Raw genomic sequence first — 21,039 nt, 5'->3', positions numbered from 1 at the left:
TTCCTCCTGACACAAACACCCCCGGGGGGCGCAGAAGGCAGGCAGCTCTGCGCACCGTGCCCCAACACACGAGGCCAGCCATGAAAACGCTCGCCTCCTGGTTCCATCGCCGCGGCTGGCGCGATCTGATCATCGGGATCCCCTATCTCTGGCTGATCGTCTTCTTTCTGATCCCCTTCCTCATCGTCGTGGCGATGAGCCTCGCGACCCGCACCCCCACCGCGCCGCCCTTTGGTTATGGCGGCGAGAACCCGATCCTGAATTTCGAAGGCTATGGCCGCCTCTTCACCGAGACCCTCTATATCCGCGCCTTTATCACCTCGCTGATGAATGCGGCCGTCGCCACGGTGATCTGCCTGCTGATCGGCTATCCGATGGCGCTCGGCCTTACCCGGGTTTCGAAATCCTGGCGCAATATCCTCCTCATGCTGGTGATCCTGCCCTTCTGGACCTCGTTCCTTCTGCGCGTCTACGCCTGGATGGGGATGATGGGGCGGAACTCCTGGTTCAACGGGCTGCTCACAGACATCTGGAATTTCCTCACCCCGCAATCTTACGCGCTGACGTCGATCCCGATGATGAACAGCAACTTCGCGGTGGTCCTCGTCATGGTCTATTGCTACCTGCCCTTCATGATCCTGCCGCTTTACGCCAATCTCGAACGGCTCGATCCGGTGCTGGACGAGGCCGCGATGGATCTCGGCTCAAGGCCTTTCCAGGTCTTCCGCGATGTCACGCTGCCGCAATCGATACCGGGCATCATCGCGGGCGCCATGCTCGTCTTCATCCCGGCAGCGGGAGAGCTGGTGATCCCCGCCCTCGTCGGCAATCCCTCTTCGCCGATGATCGGTCGCATCATCTCGGATGAATTCGCGCAGGTCAGGGACTGGCCCATGGCCTCGACCGTCGCCGTGGCGCTTCTGATCCTGATGGTTGGGCCGACCATGCTCTATTCGAGATATCAGCAAAAAGCCGAGGGCAGGGCGGAGGAGCGCCCATGACCCGCCGACCCGTCTTTCTGATCACCGTGATGTGCTTTGGTTTCGCCTTTTTCTACATCCCGATCCTTTCGATGATCATCTATTCCTTCAACGAAAGCCGGCTGGTGACGGTCTGGGGCGGGTTCTCAACCAAATGGTATGTCTCGCTGTTTTCCAACCGCCAGATCGGCGCGGCGCTCTGGCTTTCGTTGCAGATCGCGCTGATCTCGGCCTCGGTCGCGACGGTGCTTGGTGCCATGGCCGGGATCACGCTGGCGCGGTTTCGCAAATTCCGGGGCCGCACCGCGTTTTCCGGCATGGTCACAGCGCCGCTGATCATGCCCGAAGTGATCACAGGCATCTCGCTGCTGATCTTCTTCACGCTGCTTGCGAACTGGATCGGCTGGCCCGGGCAGCGCGGTTTCACCACGATCACGCTGGCGCATATCACTTTCTCGATGGTGTTCGTCACCACCGTGGTCCATTCGCGGATGATCCAGATGGACCGCTCGATCGAAGAGGCCGCGATGGATCTCGGCTCGCGGCCCTGGCAGGTGCTGAAGGACGTGACCCTGCCGGTGATCTCGCCCGCGCTGCTGTCGGGCTGGCTGCTGGCCTTCACCATCTCGCTTGATGATGTGGTGATCACCACCTTCGTGATGGGGCCGGGATCGACCACGCTTCCCTTGCTGATCTGGTCCAAGGTCAAGCTGGGCGTCACGCCCGATATCAATGCGCTCGCCACGCTGATCGTGGTGATTGTGGGGATCTGCGTTGCCATTGCCGGCTGGCTGATGAGCCGGGCCGAAAGGCGCCGCCTCGCCGAAGAACGCCTCGCTTACCGGAGCAACGGATGACGGATCTCAGAACCGGCGCGCTATGGCTTGCCCTGGCTGAGCCCGTCGGCCCGCCCGGCTCCGGGCGTCGCCGCTACGGCGCGGCAATGGCGCTCCACGCAACGGGCGTGCTGAGCACCGCCCAGCTTGAGGCTTACCGCGAGGCGGCCACCGCCGATGCCGTCGAGCCATTCCGCGTCATGGCGGATCGCGGGCTCGCGCCGCCCGCCCCGCCCGCGCCCGATGCCGCCGCCCGCCTCGCGCATCTCATGGCCGAGACCGACCGCTGCCTTGCCGCCCTTTCCGGCCCGGGGATTGCCGAGACCCGCACGCTTCTCGCGCCCGCCCTGTTGCAAAGGCCAGCCCCACGCCCCGGGCGTGCGAACCCGGTGGTCGAAACCCATATGGCAACGGCATTGGAGGCCATGAAAACAATCGACCCGACACTGGCCGCCGCCATCGCCGCCGTGACCGAAGATCTGACCTGGATCACCTATGACGCCTATCCGCCCGATCAGATCGGGCCGCATTTCTCCCGTTCTCACGCTTTTTGCTCGCTGATCGGCGATGGCGCACCCTGGGCAGCACAGGATTTCGACCTTGGTCTTTTCCTCGTCGCGCCAGGCATTCTCTACCGCGACCATGCCCATCCCGCGCCCGAGCTTTACCTGCCGCTCACCGGCCCGCATCGCTGGCGTTTCACCCCTGGCGGAGCCTTTCGCACGCTCCCCGCGCTGCAGCCGGTCTGGAACCCGGCGTTAAAGCCACATGCGACCCTGACCGGGGCCGTGCCCTTCCTCAGCCTCTTCGCCTGGACCCGCGATGTCGACCAGCCCGCCCATGTATTGCCGGCCAGCGACTGGAACCTTTATGAGTGACCACCTGCTGATCAATGGCCGCATCCATACGATGGATCCGGCTTTGCCGCAGGCCCGCGCAATCCTGATCCGCGACGGCATTATCGCGGCGGTCGGAGGCGATGATATCGCCGCGCTGGCGCAACCCGGTGCACGGATCACCGATCTTGGCGGGCGGCTCGTCCTGCCGGGGTTTCAGGATGCCCATACCCATCTTCTCTCGGGCGGCACCGATCTCGCCACCGCCGCACAGCTTTACGAGGCCGAAGATTCCGACAGGCTGGCGCAGCTGATCCGCAGCCATGCCGCAGCTCATCCCGACCTGCCTTTGCTGGTCGGCGCCGGCTGGCAGCCGGGGATTTTCGGCGACCATAACCTCACTGCCGCCTGGCTTGATCCGCTGACCGGTTCCCGCCCGGCGCTGATCTATGATTCCAGCTTTCACTCTGCCTGTTTCAATACGGCGGCGCTGGTCATAGCCGGGATCACCGCTGACACACCCGACCCGCCCAATGGCCATATCCTGCGCGGATCAGATGGCCAGGCCACCGGCATGTTGCATGAAGACGCGATCCCCTGGGCGCTGGAACGCCTGCCCGGTTTCACCGATGACCAGTTGCTTGCGGGGCTGATGGCAGGCCAGGCCCATGCCAATCGCCATGGCATCACCGGCGTGATCGACGCAAAAATCACCGCGACAGAGGCGCGGATCTATGCCCGTGCCGCGCGCGAGAATCTTCTCACCCTGCGGGTCGCCGGGGCGGCGCATGTGTCCGAGGCCGATACTCCGGTAACCGCACTGGCACGGCTTAGCGCGCTCCGCACCGCCCATCCGGGCCCGGATTTCCATGTTAATGCCGCGAAGTTTTTCATGGATGGCGTGTTCGAGAACCGCAGCGCCGCCTGCCTCGCGCCCTATGCCGACGAAGCGGGCGGCAATGCGCCCTGCATGTTCCGCCATGATCAGACGCTGGCGCTGATGACCGCGCTGGATGCCGCGCGGTTCCAGATCCATGTCCATGTGATCGGCGATGCCGCCTGCGCCCGCACGCTGGACGGGCTGGAGGCGGCGCTGGCCGCCAATGGCCCCTGGCCCGCCAGCCACCAGATCACTCATCTGCAACTGGTCGCCCCCGCCGATTTCTCCCGCCTCGCGCGGCTCGCAATGGCGAATATCCAGCCGCTCTGGGCGCGATTCGACCCGAAGATCCCCGATATCGCGCTTGACATGATCGGGCCCGCCCGCCTGCCGCAGGCCTATGCCTTTCGCGACCTGCTAAAACTTGGAGCCGGTTTCGCCCTCTCGTCTGACTGGCCGGTCTCGACCCTGAACCCGTTCGAGATCATCGAAACCGCCATTACCCGCCAGGCACGCTCCAAAGATCATCCCGGCCCGCCCTTTCTGCCCGATCAGGCGCTGAGTGTGACCGAATGTGTGGCAGGCTATACGATTAACGCCGCCCGCGCCTCGTGGAGGGACGGCTATAGCGGCCGGCTCTCTCCCGGTTTTTCTGCCGATCTGATCGTGACGGATCAGGATATTTTCAGCTGCGCCCCCGCGCAGATTTCTGCCACCCGCGTCCTTCTGACCCTGTTCCGGGGCCAGGAGGTCTGGCGTGATCCGTATTTCCGCTGAAAGAACGGAATCCGCATAAACCCATTCTAAACGCTCTGTCTTGCAGAATGACCCTGAATTTCAGCAAGGGCCGGCAGGCATGTATCCGCTCCATCTCTTTCTCCGGCTCGAAACCGGCACCGGACGGGACGACTGGCTGCTCCTCAGCGTGGCGGCGGCGGCGCTGACAACCTTTATAGGCATCTGGCTGAGTTCGGGCGGCGCGGAACAGATCACGCTCGGTCTGCGCGGCGTCATCTCGGCTGCGGTGAATGAAATCGGCCGCGAGGAAGGGCCAGTGCCCGACCTGCCGCCAGGAGGGGAGGACATACCGTGAAAGTCAGGATTCTGATGCTTATCCTGTTTGGCATCCTGCTCTCTGTCGCCGCGGGTTTCGGGACATTTCAGTATTCGCGCGCGCTGGAAACGGAACTCGCCGCCGCCAGGGTCAGCCTGCGCGCCTTTGGTGAGACCGTGCTGGTGCCGGTACCGGTCCGCGATCTCGCCCCGGGCAGTATCCTCAGCCATGAAGATTTCCTGGGGGTCAGGATCCCGGGCAGCTACCTTCCGGCCAATGTGTTGCAAAACCTCCCTCCCCCGAGCGGGGGCGGCTTTATCGCGCTGGCCGCATTGCGTCAGGGGGCGCTCATACTGAATGGCGATATTGCCACATCTGCCGGGGGCCCTGACTACGGGTTTATTCTCTCCGGCGATGCCAGGGCCATTGCCATCAAGGCACAAAATCTGTTGGATTTTATTGATCGCCTGAAACCGGGCGATCCGGTCGACCTTCTGTGGACCCATAATATCGGTGGCGGCACGACCGAGACGCGGATGATCGGCTCGGCGTTGCGGATCCTCGCGCTTCCGGGCAATAGCAGCGAGGGGCCGCTGGCCGACAAAATGATGCTCGAAGGCGCCTCGCAGGACGCGATGCGTGTGGTGGAAGCATCGTCTTCGGGCCTGTTCAGCATCCTGCCCGCAGCGCGCAAGCTGAGCCTTGAGCACGAAGAATTTGTGGTCGGCCCGGCCGATCTGGCAACTTTGCCGCTGGTGGTACGCGGGGGACAGACCGACGGGATCGCACAGGTCTCGGCCCGCGCCAGGTGCCAGACCGCTATCGTGCGTGGCGGAGCCCGGTCGGTGATGGATGTGCCATGCTGACAGAGGATCCGGTTCCAACAGCTGAAAGCGACGCGCCGCTCAGGATCTGTGCGATATGCGACGGGTTCGATGCGCTTTTACGGATGTCGGCCTGGCTTGCGCATCTGCCGGCGAATGCCAGCCGTTCCGACCTGAGCCTGACCGAGGCGCTGGATATGCTGCATCAACCAGAAGCGCAGGATTTCGATCAGATCATCCTCGCCCCGGATACCGGAAAATCGGTCGCGCCAAAGCTGGTGACCGGCGTTTTGCAGGCAGCGGCCAGCCTCAACTGCGACCTCATGCTGCTGCTGCCACCCCGCGCGAGACTGACCCTGCCGCAAATTCCAGGGATGCAAATCCATTACGGTCCACCCTTCGCCCTGCCGGACCCCCGCGCTGACCACGAAGCTGACCGTCCGGGCATCGCGCGCGATGAGGCCTTACCTGCGCCAGATGCGGCCCCGCGCCCGGGTGAGGTCGCGCCCCAGACCGGCCGCCCCCTGCTGACCCGCCTGTTGCGCCGGCGGTCGGTGAATGCCGCACCGCAGACCAGGGCATTCACGGCGCCCGAGCTGCCCCAGCAGCCCTGCCGGATTCTGGCCTTTCAGCCGGTTGCCGGCGGCGTCGGCGCCACTACGATAGCCGTCAACCTTGCGGTCGAGCTCTCCCGCCTGTCACCGCCTTCAGAAATTTGTCTGATTGACCTCAATCCGCAATTCGGAAACGCTGGCACCTATCTTGATCTGCCGGTAAATTCGCGGGTGACCGACGCTTATCGGCAGCTTTCGGCGCTGGATTATGACTCCTTTCAGTCCTGCCTGCTCCGGCTCTCTGACCATTTGCGGGTTTTCACGGCCCCTGCGGAAATTCTGCCGGTCGACGGGATTTCCGAACGGGATCTGCGCCGCATTATCGCACTTGCCCGCGACAGTGCCGATCTCGTCCTTCTCGATCTGCCACATCTGATCACCGACTGGAGCGGAACCGCCTGGGCCGAGGCCGACGCCATTTTCACCACCAGCCGGGCCGATGTGCGCTCGGCCCAGAATATGGCGCGACTGCTCGCATTGCTGCGCTCCGAAAGACTCGCCGATGGCCGGCTCTTTCATCTCCTGAACATGGTCCCGGCCCGGCCCGATGCGGGCTGGATCGCCTCGCGATACGGGTTTGAAACCGGTCTCGGTGCAGGTTTCTTCCGCCTTCTGCCGGATGGCGGTCCTGAGGTCGGGGCGGCCTGCAATTCCGGCACTCCCCTGTGGCGGGCGGCTCCTGACAATCCGCTGCGCAAGGGGATCCTCGGCCTCGGTGAACTCCTGGCGCCAAAGATCGGGCGCCGTCATCTGAATGAAACGGGAACCGCCTGATGTTTGACAAATTCCGCCAGAGCAAATTCGGCGAGGCCACGCCGGTCGCCGCACAGGATCTTCCCCTGCCAGCAATGGAAGAAGGCGAGCCCATCCCCTCGCCTGACCTTGCCACAGCCAGGCAACGGCGCCGCAAGCTGGCCGAAATCCGGCAGCAGGCACATCAGCAACTATTGGAAATCCTGAACCTTTCCGCGCTGGTGCAGGCCTCTGAGACCGACATTAAGACGGAAATTGCTGCGGTCCTCAAGGCACTGATCCCGTCACAAAGCGTCGCCGTCAGCCGCTCGGAACGGGATGGGCTGGTCGAAGACCTCTATTATGAGGTGATGGGCCTTGGCCCGCTCGAGATCCTGATCAATGACGAGACGGTTTCCGACATTCTGATTAACGGGCCAGAACAGGTTTTCGTAGAACAAAGTGGTCTGCTCGAGATCACCGATGTGCAATTCCAGGATGAGGCGCATCTGCGGCGCATCCTGCAAAAGATTGTCGGCATGGCAGGGCGGCGGCTCGACGAATCGACGCCCTATGTCGATTCCCGCCTGCCTGACGGGTCGCGGCTCAATGCGGTCATCGCGCCGATCGCACTGGACGGCACGCTGGTCTCGATCCGCAAATTCCGCAAAGACAAGCTCAGCCTCGAACAGCTGACCTTTCTTGGCGCCATGAGCGAGAGGATGGCCATATACCTGCGGGCCGCCGTCGCCTGCCGGCTGAATATCGTAATCTCGGGCGGCACGGGATCGGGAAAAACCACGCTGATGAACGCACTTTCGGCCTTTATCGGCAAACGGGAGCGGATCATCACCGTTGAAGACACCGCCGAGTTGCAATTGCAGCAGGCGCATGTCGGCCGGATGGAAAGCCGGCCCGCGAATATCGAAGGCAAAGGCGCCATCACCCAGCGGGACTGCCTGAGGAATGCCCTGCGGATGCGCCCCGACCGGATCATCGTGGGCGAAACCCGCGGCGATGAGGTGATCGACATGCTGCAGGCGATGAACACCGGTCATGACGGCTCGATGACCACGATCCACGCCAACTCCGCCCGCGACGCCACCAGCCGACTGGAGAACATGGTCGCGATGTCGGGCGTTGAGATCCCGCTTGGCGCGTTGCGGCGCCAGGTCGCAAGCGCTGTCAATCTGATCGTGCAGGTCAACCGGCTGCAAGACGGCAGCCGCAAAGTGACCTCGATCACAGAAGTCACCGGCTGCGAAGGCGAGGTTCTGACCATGCAGGAGCTTTTCTTCTTTGAGCATACCGGCGTCACGCCGGATGGCAGGGTCGAGGGCGGGTACGGCACGTCAGGGGTGCGCTCGGCCTGGTCCGATCGCTTCCGACGCTGGGGAATTTCCCTTCCCCCCGATCTCTACGGGGTGTGACCATGTCGCTTTCCCTGACCTTCGGCCTGATCCTGACCCTCGGCTGCGGCCTCCTCCTGCTGGCCCTTTGGCAGATCTCAGAGCTTGGCCCACGGCGCAGGCGGCTTATGGCGATCCGGCGTTTCTCGGGGCAGGTGCGGAGCGAGGACCCGCTGCTGGAAGCGGCTGATGCCATCGCACTCCGCCGGGACGGGTTGCACAAAAGCTGGCTGAGCCTGTCCGGTGCGGTCGCCGACGGGCGGGCAGATGTGTTGCCCCGCCACCTCGCCCTGATCCTCGTTCTCACAGTTACCACAGTTGTGACATTGCTTGCGCATGTCATCCTTGGTCTCGGACTCGCGATCGGGGTTGCCTGCGGCCTGATCCTCGCCGTGACCATCTGGATCCTGCAGGTCCGGCGACTGATCCACCGTCGCGCCCTGTCCATCGAAGAATCCCTTCCCGAAGCTATGGATCTGATCGTGCGTTCGCTCAGGGTGGGCCAGCCGGTGGGTCCGGCCGTTCAGACCGCCGGGAAAGAGCTCAGCGGCCCGATTGCGGAAGAATTCTCTGAAACCTCGGCGCGGATCAGCTATGGCCAGGAGCCGGTCAACGCATTGCGCGACATGGCAAACCGAACAGACAGCCAGGGATTGCGCTTTTTCGCGGCCGCAGTAGCGATCCAGTCCAGCACCGGCGGCAATCTCGCAGAAGTGCTGGACCGCCTCTCCGCCATCGCGCGCGGGCGACAGCAATTGCACCGCAAGGTGCGCTCTATCACTTCGGAAGCGAAATGGTCCGGGCGGTTTCTGTCTTTTTTCCCGCTGGGCACAACAGGGATGCTCCTTATGGTAAACCCCGAATATTTCTCAGAAATATCTGATAAGCCTTTCTTTTTGCCAATGCTGGGTCTGGTGGGAACTTTGCTCTTTCTCAACATTCTCTTCATGCGCTGGCTGGTCAAAGTGGAATGACACGGCAGTTCAGACATCTGGCAGGCGGATAGCGGCAATGACCTCATCCCTGTTTTTCCTCGGCGCCTTCACACTCGGCGGATCGCTTTTCTCACTGGCCATGCTGGTGGTCAGCCGCCTGCCGGAAAGCGCCTTCCGCGCCAGGGTGCCGAGCGATCCGGCCGCCCCCGCGCCACTCTCCGGCAATGCGGCCGAGCTGCGCCGTCAGCTCTTCCAGGCCGGCTTCAGCCATCCCGAGGCGGCGCGCTATTTCACTATGGTTAAAATCGGGCTGTCGGTCCTGCTGGTCGCCCTGGTTGCAGCGGCTCTGGTCCTTATCGGGCCTCTCGGCGAACTCACCCCGGTGAAAAAGGCGATCGCTTTGGTGGGCGCCTTTCTTACTGGCTACTTTCTGCCCACCCTCATCGTCGACAAAAGGCGCAAGGCCTGGAAAAAGCGGATCGCCATCGCGCTGCCCGATGCGCTGGATTTCATGCTCGTCTGCGTCGAGGCCGGGCAGACCACCGATCTCGCATTGCTGCGCGTGGCCGAAGAACTGGAACCGGTACATCCCGATCTTTCCGCCCGTCTCCAGGCGCTGACCGAGGCGCTGACCGCAGGCGCCGAGAGACAAGATGCCTGGAGCCGGCTTGCCCTCGAGACCGGCAATGATGATCTGCGTCAGCTCGCCACCATCATCGTGCAATCCGGGACGATGGGCACGCCGGTCGCCCATACGTTGCGGGTATTCAGCGCCGATCTGCGCGACCGCCGGGTGCGCCAGATCGAAGAGCGCGCAAATGTGCTGCCGACCAAGATGACGCTCGGGACAATGATCTTCACTGTACCCCCGCTGCTGATCCTGCTGCTCGCGCCCGCGATCTACCGTCTGATCACCACCAGCTGACGGCGAGGCCCCCGCAATGGAACAGAAACGCAAACACAGTGAGGGAGAAGGGGGCTGGCGCCCGGCCACGGTCTTTTGCCTGACCCTCATACCCGCGGCGGGTCAGATCCTGACCCCGCTCGCCACGCAACCAACCGTGCAGCCACTCGCAACCGCAGTTTTTGCCGCTGTCCTGACAGGTACCCTCGCGATCCTCCTGCCGATGGACAGATTTGGCGACCGGATCACCCTGGTGCTCGTCCTCATAGCTGCGTTGCTCTTGCAACCGGCATTCGGGTTCAGCAGTCTCTTTCTGCCCGCTGGCACCAGTATCGGCGGGCCCGTTGCCATAACGTCACTCTGCTGGGGGGGCGGCGCCCTGCTCGCCTTGCTGGCCCGCGCCTCGCGACAGGTGCTCAGCTGGCAGCTGGTCGCGACTTCAAAGGCACTGATCCATCCTATTCATCTGATTTTCGCCTGTTCGGTCTATATGACCGGGTTCTGGCTTATCGCCACTATGGTGCTGCCGGGCCTCAGCTCCCCGTTCTCGGTCGAACGCGCCGTGCTGCCCGCAGCGCTCGCCGCCCTCACGACCGGCATCACGCTCCTCTTCGGACTTGCCGTCACCATCGCGAGTGACCGCAAGGAAATGGCGCCCTCTGAACTGACGCCGGTTCTGCTCGCCATTGCTGCCACCCTGGGCTACGGGATCATTACCGGCACCCGTGTCACTGCCGCACCTGGCTCCGGCTTCCTCACCCTGTTGCTGGTGCCCGCGCTGCTCGCGGTTTTTCTGATGCGGCGTTTCACGGCACTGACCCTTATGGGAATGCTGCTCTGCCTCTCGACACCGCTGTTTTGCGGATGGTTGCTCAGCGATCCGACAGGCGACCCGGGCCTCCTTGCGCTTCTGCTGGCGCTTCCTTTCAGCATCATGCGCACCAGTCGGCTCAGCGGCGGCACTCTCGTGCGCCGCGCCGGCGACCCTCCGCCTGCGGTGATCTCAGCCTTCAGCCGCGATTCGACCAGCTGGCTCGTTCTGCTCAACCTGGAAAAGCAGACAGTGCATTTCCCCTTCGGATCCGCCTTTTCGGCAGAGCGCGGGCCGCCGGTCAGCTTCAGTCGCATCTTCCAGGAAAGCGCCTCGAGCGGGCTGCTCGACTTGCTGCGCGAGCTTCAGAAACCAGAGGCAAAGCAGACCGCGCCCGTCAGAATTCGCCTGCAGCTGAAACCCGCTGGGGAAACCCGCCGCGAGCTCAGCGGGCCGCAGCTTTTCGAGGCGCGGGTGCTGGAGAAGACCCTTCCAACCGCCTGGCTCGCGCTTTTCAGCCTTTCGCATGAAAAAGAACTGGCCGAACGTGCAGAACGCGCAGAAAGGCTGCTGGCAGATGCCGTCTTGCGCGAGGAAAGGCTGCTCTCCTTTGCCGCACATGAACTGCGCACTCCCATAGCCATCCTCTCGATGCTCGCCGAAGAGCTGCGCAGCGGCGCGCTCTGGGCAGATATTCGCGAAGGGTTCGAACAGACGATGGACCGCATCAACGCGATCATCGAAGACCTCAGGGCAGATTCCGGCGCCTCGGCCCTTCCTGCCGGGCAGAGCTTTACGCCCATCGACCTGATATCCCAACTGCTTGAGATTTTCTCGCCGGTCGCCACCACCCATGGTATCACCATCGAGGCCAGCCGGACCGACAGCGCCGATCTGCAGTTTCGCGGCGATTTCGCGCGGGTCTTCATCGCCCTTTCAAAATTGCTTCACAACGCGATCCTGCATTCGAAAGGCTCGGCAATCCGCCTCAGCGTGATTGCAGGTCGCGGGTCTGATGCCGAGGTCATGCTCACCTGGCATGTCGCCGATAATGGCATCGGCATCCCTGATGCGGAACGCGCGCGGATGTTCGAACCCTTCAGCCTCCCCCCCGAACACCGCCCGGGGCGTGGCGGCGCAGGGCTTGGCCTTTATACCGCACGCAAGGCCATCACTCTGCTCGGAGGCAAGCTGAACCTGCTTGAAACACCAAAGGGCGCGCATTTCGTGCTGAGCCACCCGGTGCGCAGTATCACGACCCCCATCCCGACCCCAATGCCAGAGATATTTCTTGAAGAAGACATGGCCCATTCTGCCGTCGCACCGCGCTGGTTTGCCCGGCAGGTGCTGCTGATTGAGGATAACCGCCTTGTCGGCGAGATCACCCGCACGAGGCTGCGGAGGCTGTTTCACCTGGTCGACAGGGCCGAGACCGGACCAGCCGGTCTGGATATGTGGGCGCGCGGGAATTACGATCTGATCCTCGTCGACCAGCTGCTGCCGGGCAGTACCGGTTGCGAAATCGTGCGCGAAATCCGCAAGACTGACAAAAATGTTCCGATCATCGGCATCACCGCCTCGACGCTGGGGTCCGAATGTCGGGACCTCGAAGCCGCAGGTGTCACCCTCGCGCTGGAGAAACCCCTGAGCTACACCCAGTTGCTGGGCCTGGCCGAGGGATGGTTTCCCGCCGAAGATGCATACCTGGGCTCGCAGATGAGCGGATGACAAAAATTCTGCTCCGCAGATCCGGGCAAACGGCACACAGCCCGAAGTCCCAAGCAGGATCTCCGTGAAGGCAGCAGGCATATGACAGCAAAAGCGATCCTCGACAGTTCACCCGTTTTCTCCAGAACCCAGGGGCGGGAGATCCAACCACCTCGGCCCCTCAGGGGGCGGCAGACCTTTTCGCGACAAGTATCACTATCAGGAAATCGATGTCCGCTCGGGGCCACAGCCCTGAGCTGCTCCCCGATTTTCGGATAGTTTTACGGCTGATTTAAGCTGGTGCCTGCGTCTGCTGATCGGTTTCGGTGCCGTTGAAGCAGGCCACGGCGAGCGACTTTCCGTCATGGACGGTGTGGGCTCGTCGGTGATTATAGAAGGCAATCCATCGGACGATGGCAGCCCTGGCCCGCGATCCGGTGTCCCAGGCTTTCAGATATCTGGTTATCTCAATTGTGGCAGAGCCCGCTCAAACCGGATTGGCCGCAGACGGAGACGTCACCAGCTGCCGGTTGCGGACAGGTGAAAAAGAACCGGCCCCCGACTGAGAAAGCCGGGGGCCGTGACTTCATATTGTCCTACCTGGGAAGCGGTCCGCGCTGCGCTCAGCTGCGCGGGCGTTTCGGCGGGGTGAAACGCTTTGAGGTATCGCTGGCATCTGCCGGCCGCGCCGCAGGCTTGCGCGGCGCAAAGCCTTTTCCTGCCTCAGCTTTCGCCCCAAAGGTCTTGCTGCCGGCCGCACGCGGAGCGCCCTTGCCATAGGCCGGTTTCGCATCACCCGATTTCGCCGCTGCGGATTTCCCGGCATTAGGCTTGCTGCCGTCGCGTTTCTCGAACGGCCGGCCCTCGGCGCCCCCTTCGGCGCGCGGTTTGCGCGGCGCCTCATCGCGACCCGCATAAGAGTCGCGGCCCTTCGGCGCGCCGGCATGGCTCTTGAATCCCGTCGAGCGCGCCGGGCGATCCGGACTGCCACCATGCGATTTGAACCCGGTCGAGCGCGGTGCGGGCTTTGACGGCCGGTCATCGCGCATCGGGCGCTCGCCCTCGGTCGGGGTCCAGCGCGGTTTGGCCGGCGCGTCGTCGTCGCGGCGCGTATAGGGTTTACGTGGTGCATCGCTGTCTTCACGGCGCGCATAGGGCTTGCGCGGGGCATCGCCATCTTCACGCTTTGCCCAGGGCTTGCGCGCCTCGCCGCTTTCAGCTGCCTCACGCGGGGCGCGCGGACGGCGCGGAGCCTCTTCTTCGCCCTCGCCACGCGACGGGCGCGGCGACCAGGCCGGTTTGCCTTCACGCGGGGCACGTTCGGGCCGGCCACCGGTCACCCGGCCCTTCGGCCCGAATTCCGGTGCCTCAGCGACACGCTCCATCGTAAGACCCGGCTCGATCTCGGTCATTTCTTTGAACCGCCCGGCCAACTGCTCGGCGATCTGCACATAGGTCACGTCCTGCTGCACCCGGATCGCGCCGATCCCGTCTTTAGAAATGCCGCCGGCATCGCAGATTTTCGGCAGGAGCCAGCGCGCTTCGGCCCGGCCCTCATGCCCGACCGAAAGCTTGTACCAGACCGACGGCCCGAATTCGCCCCGTTCGCGCGGCGGCAGGGCAGCGGGCGGCGGCAGGTCTTCGACCAGCTCTTCCGGGGCCGAACGCTTGGCGCGCCACAGCCGCACAAAGGCCGCCGCAATCGCCTCGCCGCCATGCGCTTCCAGAAGCTCATTCGCGATGCCAGCTTCTTCGCCCAGGGCTTCCGTCAGCGACGGGTCCGAGATCAGCCGTTCATCATCGCGCGACTGCACCTCATCAGCGCCCGGCGCCTTGCCCCATTCGGCGACCAGTTTGGCGCCTTGCAGGATGCGGTTCGCTTTGCGGAATTCAGCCTGCGGCACCACAAGGACCGAAGTCCCTTTGCGCCCGGCGCGGCCCGTCCGGCCCGAACGGTGCAGGAGCGTTTCCGGATTGGTCGGCAGATCGGCATGGATCACCAGATCCAGCCCCGGCAGGTCGATGCCGCGCGCGGCCACATCGGTCGCGATGCAGACACGGGCGCGCCCGTCGCGCAGCGCCTGGAGCGCATGCAGACGTTCGCTTTGCGACAGCTCGCCCGAAAGCGCCACCACCGGGAAGCCCCGGTTCACCATCCGCGCATGCAGGTGGTTCACATTGGCCCTGGTCTTGGCGAAGACAATCGCCACCTGCGCATCATACCAGCGCAACAGGTTGAAAATTGCCGGTTCCTTGTCGCGATTCGACACCGAGATCGCGCGATATTCGATATCAGCATGCTGGCTGGCCGAGGATTTCACCTCGATCCGGCGCGCCTCGCGCTGATAGGTCGCGGCAAGCGAGGCGATCTCTTTCGGCACGGTGGCCGAGAACATCAGCACCCGCTTTTCTTCGGGGGCGCCACCAAGCAGGAATTCCAGATCCTCGGCAAAGCCCATATCCAGCATCTCATCGGCCTCATCGAGGACGACCGCCGCCAGTTCCGACAGATCAAGCGACTTGCGCTCGACATGGTCGCGCAACCGGCCCGGCGTGCCGACCACGATATGCGCGCCGCGATCCAGCGCCCGGCGTTCGGTGCGGTAATCCATGCCGCCGACGCAAGAGGCCACGACCGCGCCTTCATACAGCCAGACCAGCTCGCGCTGCACCTGGAGCGCCAGTTCACGGGTCGGCGCAATGACCAAAGCCAGCGGCTTTTCCGCCGGCAGAAGCTGGTCGATGCCACCGAGAACCTCGGGCGCGATGGCCAGACCAAAGGCCACCGTCTTGCCCGATCCGGTCTGCGCCGAAACCAGCAGATCGCGCCCGAGCAGCTCGGGGGCCAGCACAGCCTCCTGCACCGGGGTCAGCGAGGAATAGCCCTTGGCTGCCAGCGCCGCCTGAAGCGGGCCCGCGAGAGAATCAATCGTCATTATTTGTCCTGTCAGGGGGCCAGTTGCCCCCGCATATGAGCCAGAGAGAAGGCCCAGAGCACCGCCGCAACCCTCCCGGTCGCGGCCCGGAGCAGACAGGCCTGGGGGCGCCATACAGTGTTTTCCCGCCACTGTCCATCGATCACCGCCCATCAGGCCCCAGACAGCAAATCCCCCTGTCCGCCAAGGCCCGACCGGGCCCGCCACCCCTGTTCGCAGCCGGATGTTCCGGTTATGATCCTGCCATCATGCCAGCCCTCTGCCGCGATTGCCTGACCCGATTCGAACCAGGACAGCCAGGTATCGGCCAGCCTGGCGCGATGGGGCGTGGCCGCCGTTGCCCCTCCTGCCGGTCACCCCGGGTGATCGCCCATGCCGAGCTTGACAGCCTCTCCATCGCCCATATGGATTGCGACGCCTTTTACGCCAGCGTTGAAAAACGCGACAATCCGGCCCTGCGAGACCAGCCGCTGATCGTCGGTGGCGGCCGGCGTGGCGTGGTTTCGACCTGTTGCTATCTTGCCCGGATCAAAGGCGTGCGCTCGGCCATGCCGATGTTCCAGGCAATGAAGCTCTGCCCCGAAGCCGTGGTGGTGCCGCCCCGCATCAGCCATTACGCCGAAGCATCGCGGCAGATCCGCGCCATGATGGAAGAACTGACCCCCGATATTGAACCCCTGTCGCTGGATGAGGCCTTTCTCGATCTCTCCGGCACCGCGCGGCTGCATGGTGCGCCGCCTGCCGTGCTGCTCGCGCGGCTGACAAAGCGGATGGAGGACGAGATCGGTGTTTCCGGCTCGATCGGCCTGTCGCATAACAAATTCCTGGCCAAGATTGCCTCGGATCTCGACAAGCCGCGCGGTTTTTCGGTGATCGGGCGGGCCGAGACCCAGGCTTTCCTGACGCCAAAGCCGGTTGGCATCATCTGGGGTGTCGGCGCCGCGAGCCGGACCGCGCTTGAGGCCGCGGGGGTCAGAACCATTGCCGATCTCCTCCGCTGGGACCGCCGCGATCTGGCATTGCGATTTGGCCAGATGGGCGAACGCCTCTGGCACCTGGCGCGCGGCGAAGACCATCGCCGCGTCAGCCGCGATACCGGTCTGAAATCCATCTCAAAGGAAACCACGTTTTTTGAGGACACCACCGATGCCGATCTGCTCGACGGCCATCTCTGGCGGCTCGCCGAACAGGTCTCGGACCGCGCGAAAGCCAAGGATCTCGCCGGCCGCACCATCACGCTCAAGCTGAGAAAAGGTGACTTCCAGATTGTCACCCGCCGCCAGGCATTGTCAGACCCGACCCAGCTCGCCGACCGCATCTACCGCACCGCGCGCGATATGCTTGACCGCGCCGGCGTCAGGGGCCCCTTTCGCCTGATCGGCACCGGCCTTGCCGATCTCTGCCCCGGCACAGAGGCCGACCGCAGCCCCGACCTTCTCGACCCGACTGCCGCCCAGCGCGCAAAGGCGGAACAGGCCGCCGATGCCATCCGCGCCCGTTTCGGCAAAGACGCCATTATCAAAGGCCGGGCCTTGCGCTGAGCCCGTTCCTTGTGGCGTTGTATTCCCACCAGCGGCGTCTTGAGCCTCCCCGGAGACAGAACGGAGACGGGCACTGCGATCTGACCTTTGCTGATCTTCAGAGAGGGGGAAAGCGCAGCTGTGCTCAGCAAGGCGAGACGGCACTGACCTGCCACGACCCCGGATCCAGCGCGCGGCAAGCCAGGTCAGTGGGTTGCGACATTTCCCCTTCCACAGCCCCGCCCGGAAGACGCTTCTTCTGCCCCCGCAATTGTGCTTTCAACCGGGAGAATAAGGTCAGTCGAAAAATGGCGTCATCTGCGCCACGATCACCGAATTCTCGGCCAAAGCGCGCTCCATCAGCACAACCTCGTCCTCGCCGATCTCATCCCCGGCGGCCCGGCGCTCTTCGAGCGTGCCAAGCCCCTGGACTTCCAGCGGTGAAAGATCGGCTTCCTTCAGGATCGCCACCGTCTCACGCACCGCTTCGGCCTCATCCACACCCGAGGCATAGCACAGCAATGCCGCTCCGGTTGCTTTCTCCGGGAGACCATCGCCGGCCTTGCGACCGACCTCGACCACCAGCGAATAGACCTGCTGCGGACGCTTTTCTTTTACCGGCTTCTCAACATCATCCATGTCGCGCCCCCAAATCCTTCAAAGGATTTGGGCCGGTTTCTGATCAGAAACCGACCCGCGCCCCTGTTCACCTGCGGCTCAGTCGCGCAGAAGCTCGTTGATCGAGGTCTTGGACCGCGTCTGCGCATCGACCCGCTTCACAATCACCGCGCAGTAAAGGTTCACCCCGTTCTTCGAGGGCAGCGAGCCCGCAACAACGACCGATCCTGCCGGCACTTCGCCATACATCACTTCGCCGGTCTCGCGGTCGACGATCTTGGTCGATTTCCCGATGAACACACCCATGCCGAGGACCGAGCCCTCGCGCACGATGCAGCCTTCGACCACTTCCGACCGGGCGCCGATGAAGCAGTTGTCTTCGATGATGGTCGGGCCTGCCTGCATCGGCTCCAGCACGCCACCAATGCCAACGCCGCCGGAAAGATGCACGTTCTTGCCGATCTGCGCACAGGAGCCGACGGTCGCCCAGGTGTCGACCATGGTGCCCTCATCGACATGCGCGCCGAGGTTCACGAAGGACGGCATCAGCACCACGCCTTTGGCGATATAGGCCGAACGGCGGACGATGCAGTTCGGCACCGCACGGAATCCGGCAGTTTTCCATTCGGCTTCGCCCCAGCCGTTGAACTTGCTGTCGACCTTGTCCCACCAGGTGCCGCCCTGCGAGCCGCCCTCATGGATCTCCATATCTTTCAGCCGGAACCCAAGCAGGACCGCCTTTTTCGCCCATTGGTTCACATGCCAGACACCATCTGCCTGACGCTCGGCCACCCGCAGCTGGCCTTTGTCGAGCGATTCCAGTGTCGCCTCGATCGCATCACGCGCCTCGCCTTTCGTGGCCGGGGTGATGATATCGCGCGCCTCCCAGGCGGCCTCGATTGCGGTTTCCAGCGCGGCGTTCGACATGTGGATCTCCTCGGGCAGATTTATTCGGACAGTTTTGTTCTGGCAGGCTTCGTTCGTGACAGGGTTTTGTTCAGGTCCATGGGGCTATAAGGCTTGTATCCGGGTCACGCAATCGGCCCGGTGACTGGTGGGAGGTATCATGAACGACGAGTCGCGCAATCATCCGTTCCGGGACAGTGGCCAGGATCTGGTCGCGGCAGATAAATGCCCCGATACGCTGCAGACCCGCGCCCCGGCTTATCGGCTGGCCTTTGCCGACCAGGATTTTCTGACGCGTGAGGATCTGCGTCCGGTAAGACTGCAGCTGGAACTGCTGAAGCCGCAGCTGATCATGGATGAACGCGGGATCGAGACCACCATCGTCCTGTTCGGCGGGGCCCGCATTCCCGCGCCGGAACATCGCGATCAGGCAAAAACCAAGGCGCTTGCAGATCTCTCGCCCTATTACGATGAGGCGCGCCGCTTCGCGAAGATCATGACCGAACGCAGCCTGGGGTCTTACGGGCGCAAAGGTGTGATCGTGACCGGCGGCGGGCCGGGTGTGATGGAGGCGGGAAATCGCGGCGCGGCGGATGCCGGGGGCCATTCCATCGGCCTCAATATCGTGCTGCCGCATGAACAGGCGCCGAATGCTTATGTTTCACCGGATCTGTGCTTCAACTTCCACTATTTCGCGATCCGCAAGATGCATTTCCTGATGCGGGCCGAGGCCATCGTGGTCTTCCCCGGCGGCTTTGGCACGCTCGACGAGATGTTCGAGGCGCTGACCCTGATCCAGACTCATCGGATGAAGCCCGTGCCCTTCCTGCTCTTTGGCAAGAGCTGGTGGGAAAGTGTGGTTAACTGGAGCCAACTGGCGGATGCGGGGGTGATCTCTCCGGAAGATCTCGACCTCTTCCGCATGGTCGAGACCGCAGAAGAGGCGATTTCGGTGATCGACGGCTGGAAAAAGCCCTGCTGAATGCACGGGCGGGGGCAACCCCGCCCGCAGCTCCTTACCCGCGGGCGGGGATATTCATGGCGCGCTGCATGGCCGGGCGCGCAAGGATCCGGTCCAGATAGGCCGGCACGTTTTTCAGATCCGCCCAGCCTGCGATCTCTGCGGCTTTGTAAAACCCCTTCAGCGTATTGAGCCAGGGGCCGATTGCCATATCGGCAATAGTATATTCGCCAACCAGCCAGTCCTGCCCCTCAAGCGCCTGATCCAGCACCTTCAGCAGCCGCTCTGCCTCGGCACGGTAACGTTCCTTCGGGCGCGGATCTTCGATCTCTTTGCCCGCAAAATGATGAAAAAAGCCCAGCTGGCCGAACATCGGACCAAGCCCACCCATCTGGAACATCAGCCACTGGATCACCTGCCAGCGTTTGGCCTCGGGCAGAAACTTCCCGCTTTTCTCGGCCAGATAGAGCAGGATCGCCCCGCTCTCGAACAAGGGCAGCGGCTTATCCCCCGGCCCATGCGGGTCAATCATCGCCGGGATCTTGTTATTCGGGTTCAGCGACAGGAATTCCGGGCTGAGCTGGTCATTTTTCCCGAAATCGACCAGATGCGCCTCATAGGGAAGGCCGGTCTCCTCCAGCATCAGGGACACTTTGATCCCATTGGGCGTGGGCAGCGAATAAAGCTGGATCACCCCGGGATTGCGGGCGGGCCAGCGCGCCGTCACCGGAAAAGCTGAAAGTGTGGACAATATGGCCTCCTGCGGCTGTTTTGCTAAGAGATAGGCAATTTTTCCCAGTGGGTAAGCCCCAATTTATGTGCGATATTCCTGCGGTAACTGTGCGTGAAGCGCAGAGAAGCGGACCGGCGCAAGAGCCGGAGGAAACAAGGGACAGTCAGATGCTCAATGAGTTCAAGGCCTTTATCTCGCGCGGCAATGTCATCGACATGGCCGTCGGTATCATCATCGGCGCAGCCTTCACCGCCATCGTCACGTCGCTGGTCGATGACCTCGTCAATCCGCTGATCGGTCTGATCGTCGGCGGCATCGATTTTTCGAATGTCAGCTTCGGGCTCGGCGAAGCACAGTTCAAGATCGGCAGCTTCATCAATGCCGTGATCAAGTTCCTGATCATCGCCTGGGTGGTCTTCCTGCTGGTCAAAGGGATCAACCGCGTCTCGCAACTTGGCAAGAAGAAAGAAGAAGCGGCCCCGGATGCGCCGGCCGCCCCGACCGAGGCAGAGCTGCTTCAGGCGATCCTGGTCGAGCTGAAATCGAAAGCCTGATCTGACAGAACGGCCCGCCTCTCGCGGGCCGTTTTCGATTGCGCAGGCGGTTACAGCCCGTCGCCGTTGCCTGTCAGCCGGGCGACCAGGGTGGCGCCACCCTCAGAGCTCCGGTCATTGGCCGATATGACATTGCCTTAAAAGCGGGGGCCAACATCCGGAGAAGCAACGCGATACACCTGCCGCCCGGTGCGGGGCGGGGGAGATCTGGCAGACAGGCAGCGCCGCCGCTGTCCGTGGCAACCCGCTGATGGCGGCACTCCGGCCCGGCGGCGCCGTAACTGCGGCG

At 63.3% G+C, this 21,039-nt stretch carries 18 protein-coding genes; 14 read left to right on the top strand and 4 right to left on the bottom strand.

Going from position 1 to position 21,039, the window contains the following annotated elements; translation table 11 throughout:
• Nucleotides 1-80: 80 nt before the first annotated feature.
• The 11 genes from M3484_RS07115 to M3484_RS07065 all read left to right on the top strand — a co-directional run bounded on the left by M3484_RS07115 (nt 81) and on the right by M3484_RS07065 (nt 12,543).
• Nucleotides 81-1,001, top strand: a complete 921-nt coding sequence (locus M3484_RS07115; protein ID WP_092899957.1) for an ABC transporter permease — start codon at nt 81-83, stop codon at nt 999-1,001.
• Nucleotides 998-1,837 (top strand): ABC transporter permease subunit, encoded by an 840-nt coding sequence (locus tag M3484_RS07110; protein ID WP_249496326.1) that lies wholly within the window; start codon nt 998-1,000, stop codon nt 1,835-1,837. Before M3484_RS07115 ends, M3484_RS07110 begins: the two co-directional genes overlap by 4 nt.
• The gene (locus M3484_RS07105; RefSeq protein ID WP_249496325.1) at nt 1,834-2,694 is read left to right on the top strand and encodes a dimethylsulfonioproprionate lyase family protein; all 861 of its coding nucleotides are present in this window, start codon (nt 1,834-1,836) and stop codon (nt 2,692-2,694) included. Before M3484_RS07110 ends, M3484_RS07105 begins: the two co-directional genes overlap by 4 nt.
• A complete protein-coding gene (locus tag M3484_RS07100) occupies nt 2,687-4,309 on the top strand; it encodes an amidohydrolase (RefSeq protein ID WP_249496324.1) in 1,623 nt (540 codons plus the stop codon). The genes M3484_RS07105 and M3484_RS07100 overlap by 8 nt, the downstream gene beginning before the upstream one ends.
• A gap of 79 nt (nt 4,310-4,388) precedes the next feature.
• Nucleotides 4,389-4,625, top strand: coding sequence for a hypothetical protein (locus M3484_RS07095; protein WP_092899963.1), 237 nt, complete (start codon nt 4,389-4,391; stop codon nt 4,623-4,625).
• Complete coding sequence (locus M3484_RS07090) at nt 4,622-5,452, top strand: CpaB family protein (RefSeq protein WP_249496323.1); 831 nt, start codon at nt 4,622-4,624, stop codon at nt 5,450-5,452. Before M3484_RS07095 ends, M3484_RS07090 begins: the two co-directional genes overlap by 4 nt.
• On the top strand, nt 5,446-6,798 hold the full coding sequence (locus tag M3484_RS07085) for a CpaE/TadZ family protein (protein WP_249496322.1): 1,353 nt from the start codon (nt 5,446-5,448) through the stop codon (nt 6,796-6,798). The genes M3484_RS07090 and M3484_RS07085 overlap by 7 nt, the downstream gene beginning before the upstream one ends.
• Nucleotides 6,798-8,186, top strand: coding sequence for a TadA family conjugal transfer-associated ATPase (locus M3484_RS07080; RefSeq protein WP_249496321.1), 1,389 nt, complete (start codon nt 6,798-6,800; stop codon nt 8,184-8,186). The genes M3484_RS07085 and M3484_RS07080 overlap by 1 nt, the downstream gene beginning before the upstream one ends.
• Before the next feature lie 2 nt (nt 8,187-8,188).
• Nucleotides 8,189-9,139 (top strand): type II secretion system F family protein, encoded by a 951-nt coding sequence (locus tag M3484_RS07075; RefSeq protein WP_249496320.1) that lies wholly within the window; start codon nt 8,189-8,191, stop codon nt 9,137-9,139.
• Between the two features lie 37 nt (nt 9,140-9,176).
• The gene (locus M3484_RS07070; RefSeq protein ID WP_249496319.1) at nt 9,177-10,025 is read left to right on the top strand and encodes a type II secretion system F family protein; all 849 of its coding nucleotides are present in this window, start codon (nt 9,177-9,179) and stop codon (nt 10,023-10,025) included.
• Between the two features lie 16 nt (nt 10,026-10,041).
• Entirely contained in the window at nt 10,042-12,543 is a 2,502-nt protein-coding gene (locus M3484_RS07065; RefSeq protein ID WP_249496318.1) for a hybrid sensor histidine kinase/response regulator, read from the top strand.
• A 602-nt stretch (nt 12,544-13,145) separates the two neighbouring features.
• Here the strand turns inward: M3484_RS07065 and M3484_RS07060 are convergent.
• A complete protein-coding gene (locus M3484_RS07060) occupies nt 13,146-15,458 on the bottom strand; it encodes a DEAD/DEAH box helicase (RefSeq protein ID WP_249496317.1) in 2,313 nt (770 codons plus the stop codon).
• A gap of 248 nt (nt 15,459-15,706) precedes the next feature.
• Here M3484_RS07060 and M3484_RS07055 point away from each other — a divergent pair, with 248 nt between their 5' ends.
• On the top strand, nt 15,707-16,999 hold the full coding sequence (locus M3484_RS07055; protein WP_249496316.1) for a DNA polymerase IV: 1,293 nt from the start codon (nt 15,707-15,709) through the stop codon (nt 16,997-16,999).
• 276 nt (nt 17,000-17,275) lie between these two features.
• Here the strand turns inward: M3484_RS07055 and M3484_RS07050 are convergent, their stop codons facing one another.
• A complete protein-coding gene (locus M3484_RS07050) occupies nt 17,276-17,617 on the bottom strand; it encodes a DUF8846 family protein (protein ID WP_249496315.1) in 342 nt (113 codons plus the stop codon).
• Between the two features lie 78 nt (nt 17,618-17,695).
• On the bottom strand, nt 17,696-18,523 hold the full coding sequence (gene dapD, locus M3484_RS07045) for a 2,3,4,5-tetrahydropyridine-2,6-dicarboxylate N-succinyltransferase (RefSeq protein WP_249496314.1): 828 nt from the start codon (nt 18,521-18,523) through the stop codon (nt 17,696-17,698).
• Nucleotides 18,524-18,662: 139 nt separating this feature from the next.
• On the opposite strand from dapD, the gene M3484_RS07040 reads away from it, so the two are divergent.
• Entirely contained in the window at nt 18,663-19,484 is an 822-nt protein-coding gene (locus tag M3484_RS07040; protein WP_092899985.1) for an LOG family protein, read from the top strand.
• A gap of 34 nt (nt 19,485-19,518) precedes the next feature.
• Here M3484_RS07040 and M3484_RS07035 read toward each other — a convergent pair whose 3' ends face one another.
• A complete protein-coding gene (locus M3484_RS07035; protein ID WP_249496313.1) occupies nt 19,519-20,214 on the bottom strand; it encodes a glutathione S-transferase N-terminal domain-containing protein in 696 nt (231 codons plus the stop codon).
• Nucleotides 20,215-20,363: 149 nt separating this feature from the next.
• Between M3484_RS07035 and mscL the strand changes: the two genes are divergently transcribed.
• Nucleotides 20,364-20,750 carry a large conductance mechanosensitive channel protein MscL gene (gene mscL / locus M3484_RS07030; protein ID WP_092899989.1) on the top strand — a complete coding sequence of 129 codons (387 nt, stop codon included), beginning with the start codon at nt 20,364-20,366 and terminating at the stop codon, nt 20,748-20,750.
• Nucleotides 20,751-21,039: the final 289 nt, after the last annotated feature.

Source organism: Pseudomonas sp. GX19020, from assembly GCF_023371075.1.
In the GTDB taxonomy this organism is placed as follows: Bacteria; Pseudomonadota; Alphaproteobacteria; order Rhodobacterales; family Rhodobacteraceae; genus Pseudogemmobacter.
Note: the sequence above shows the minus strand (reverse complement) of the source record. Positions and strands in the feature narration are given on the sequence as shown.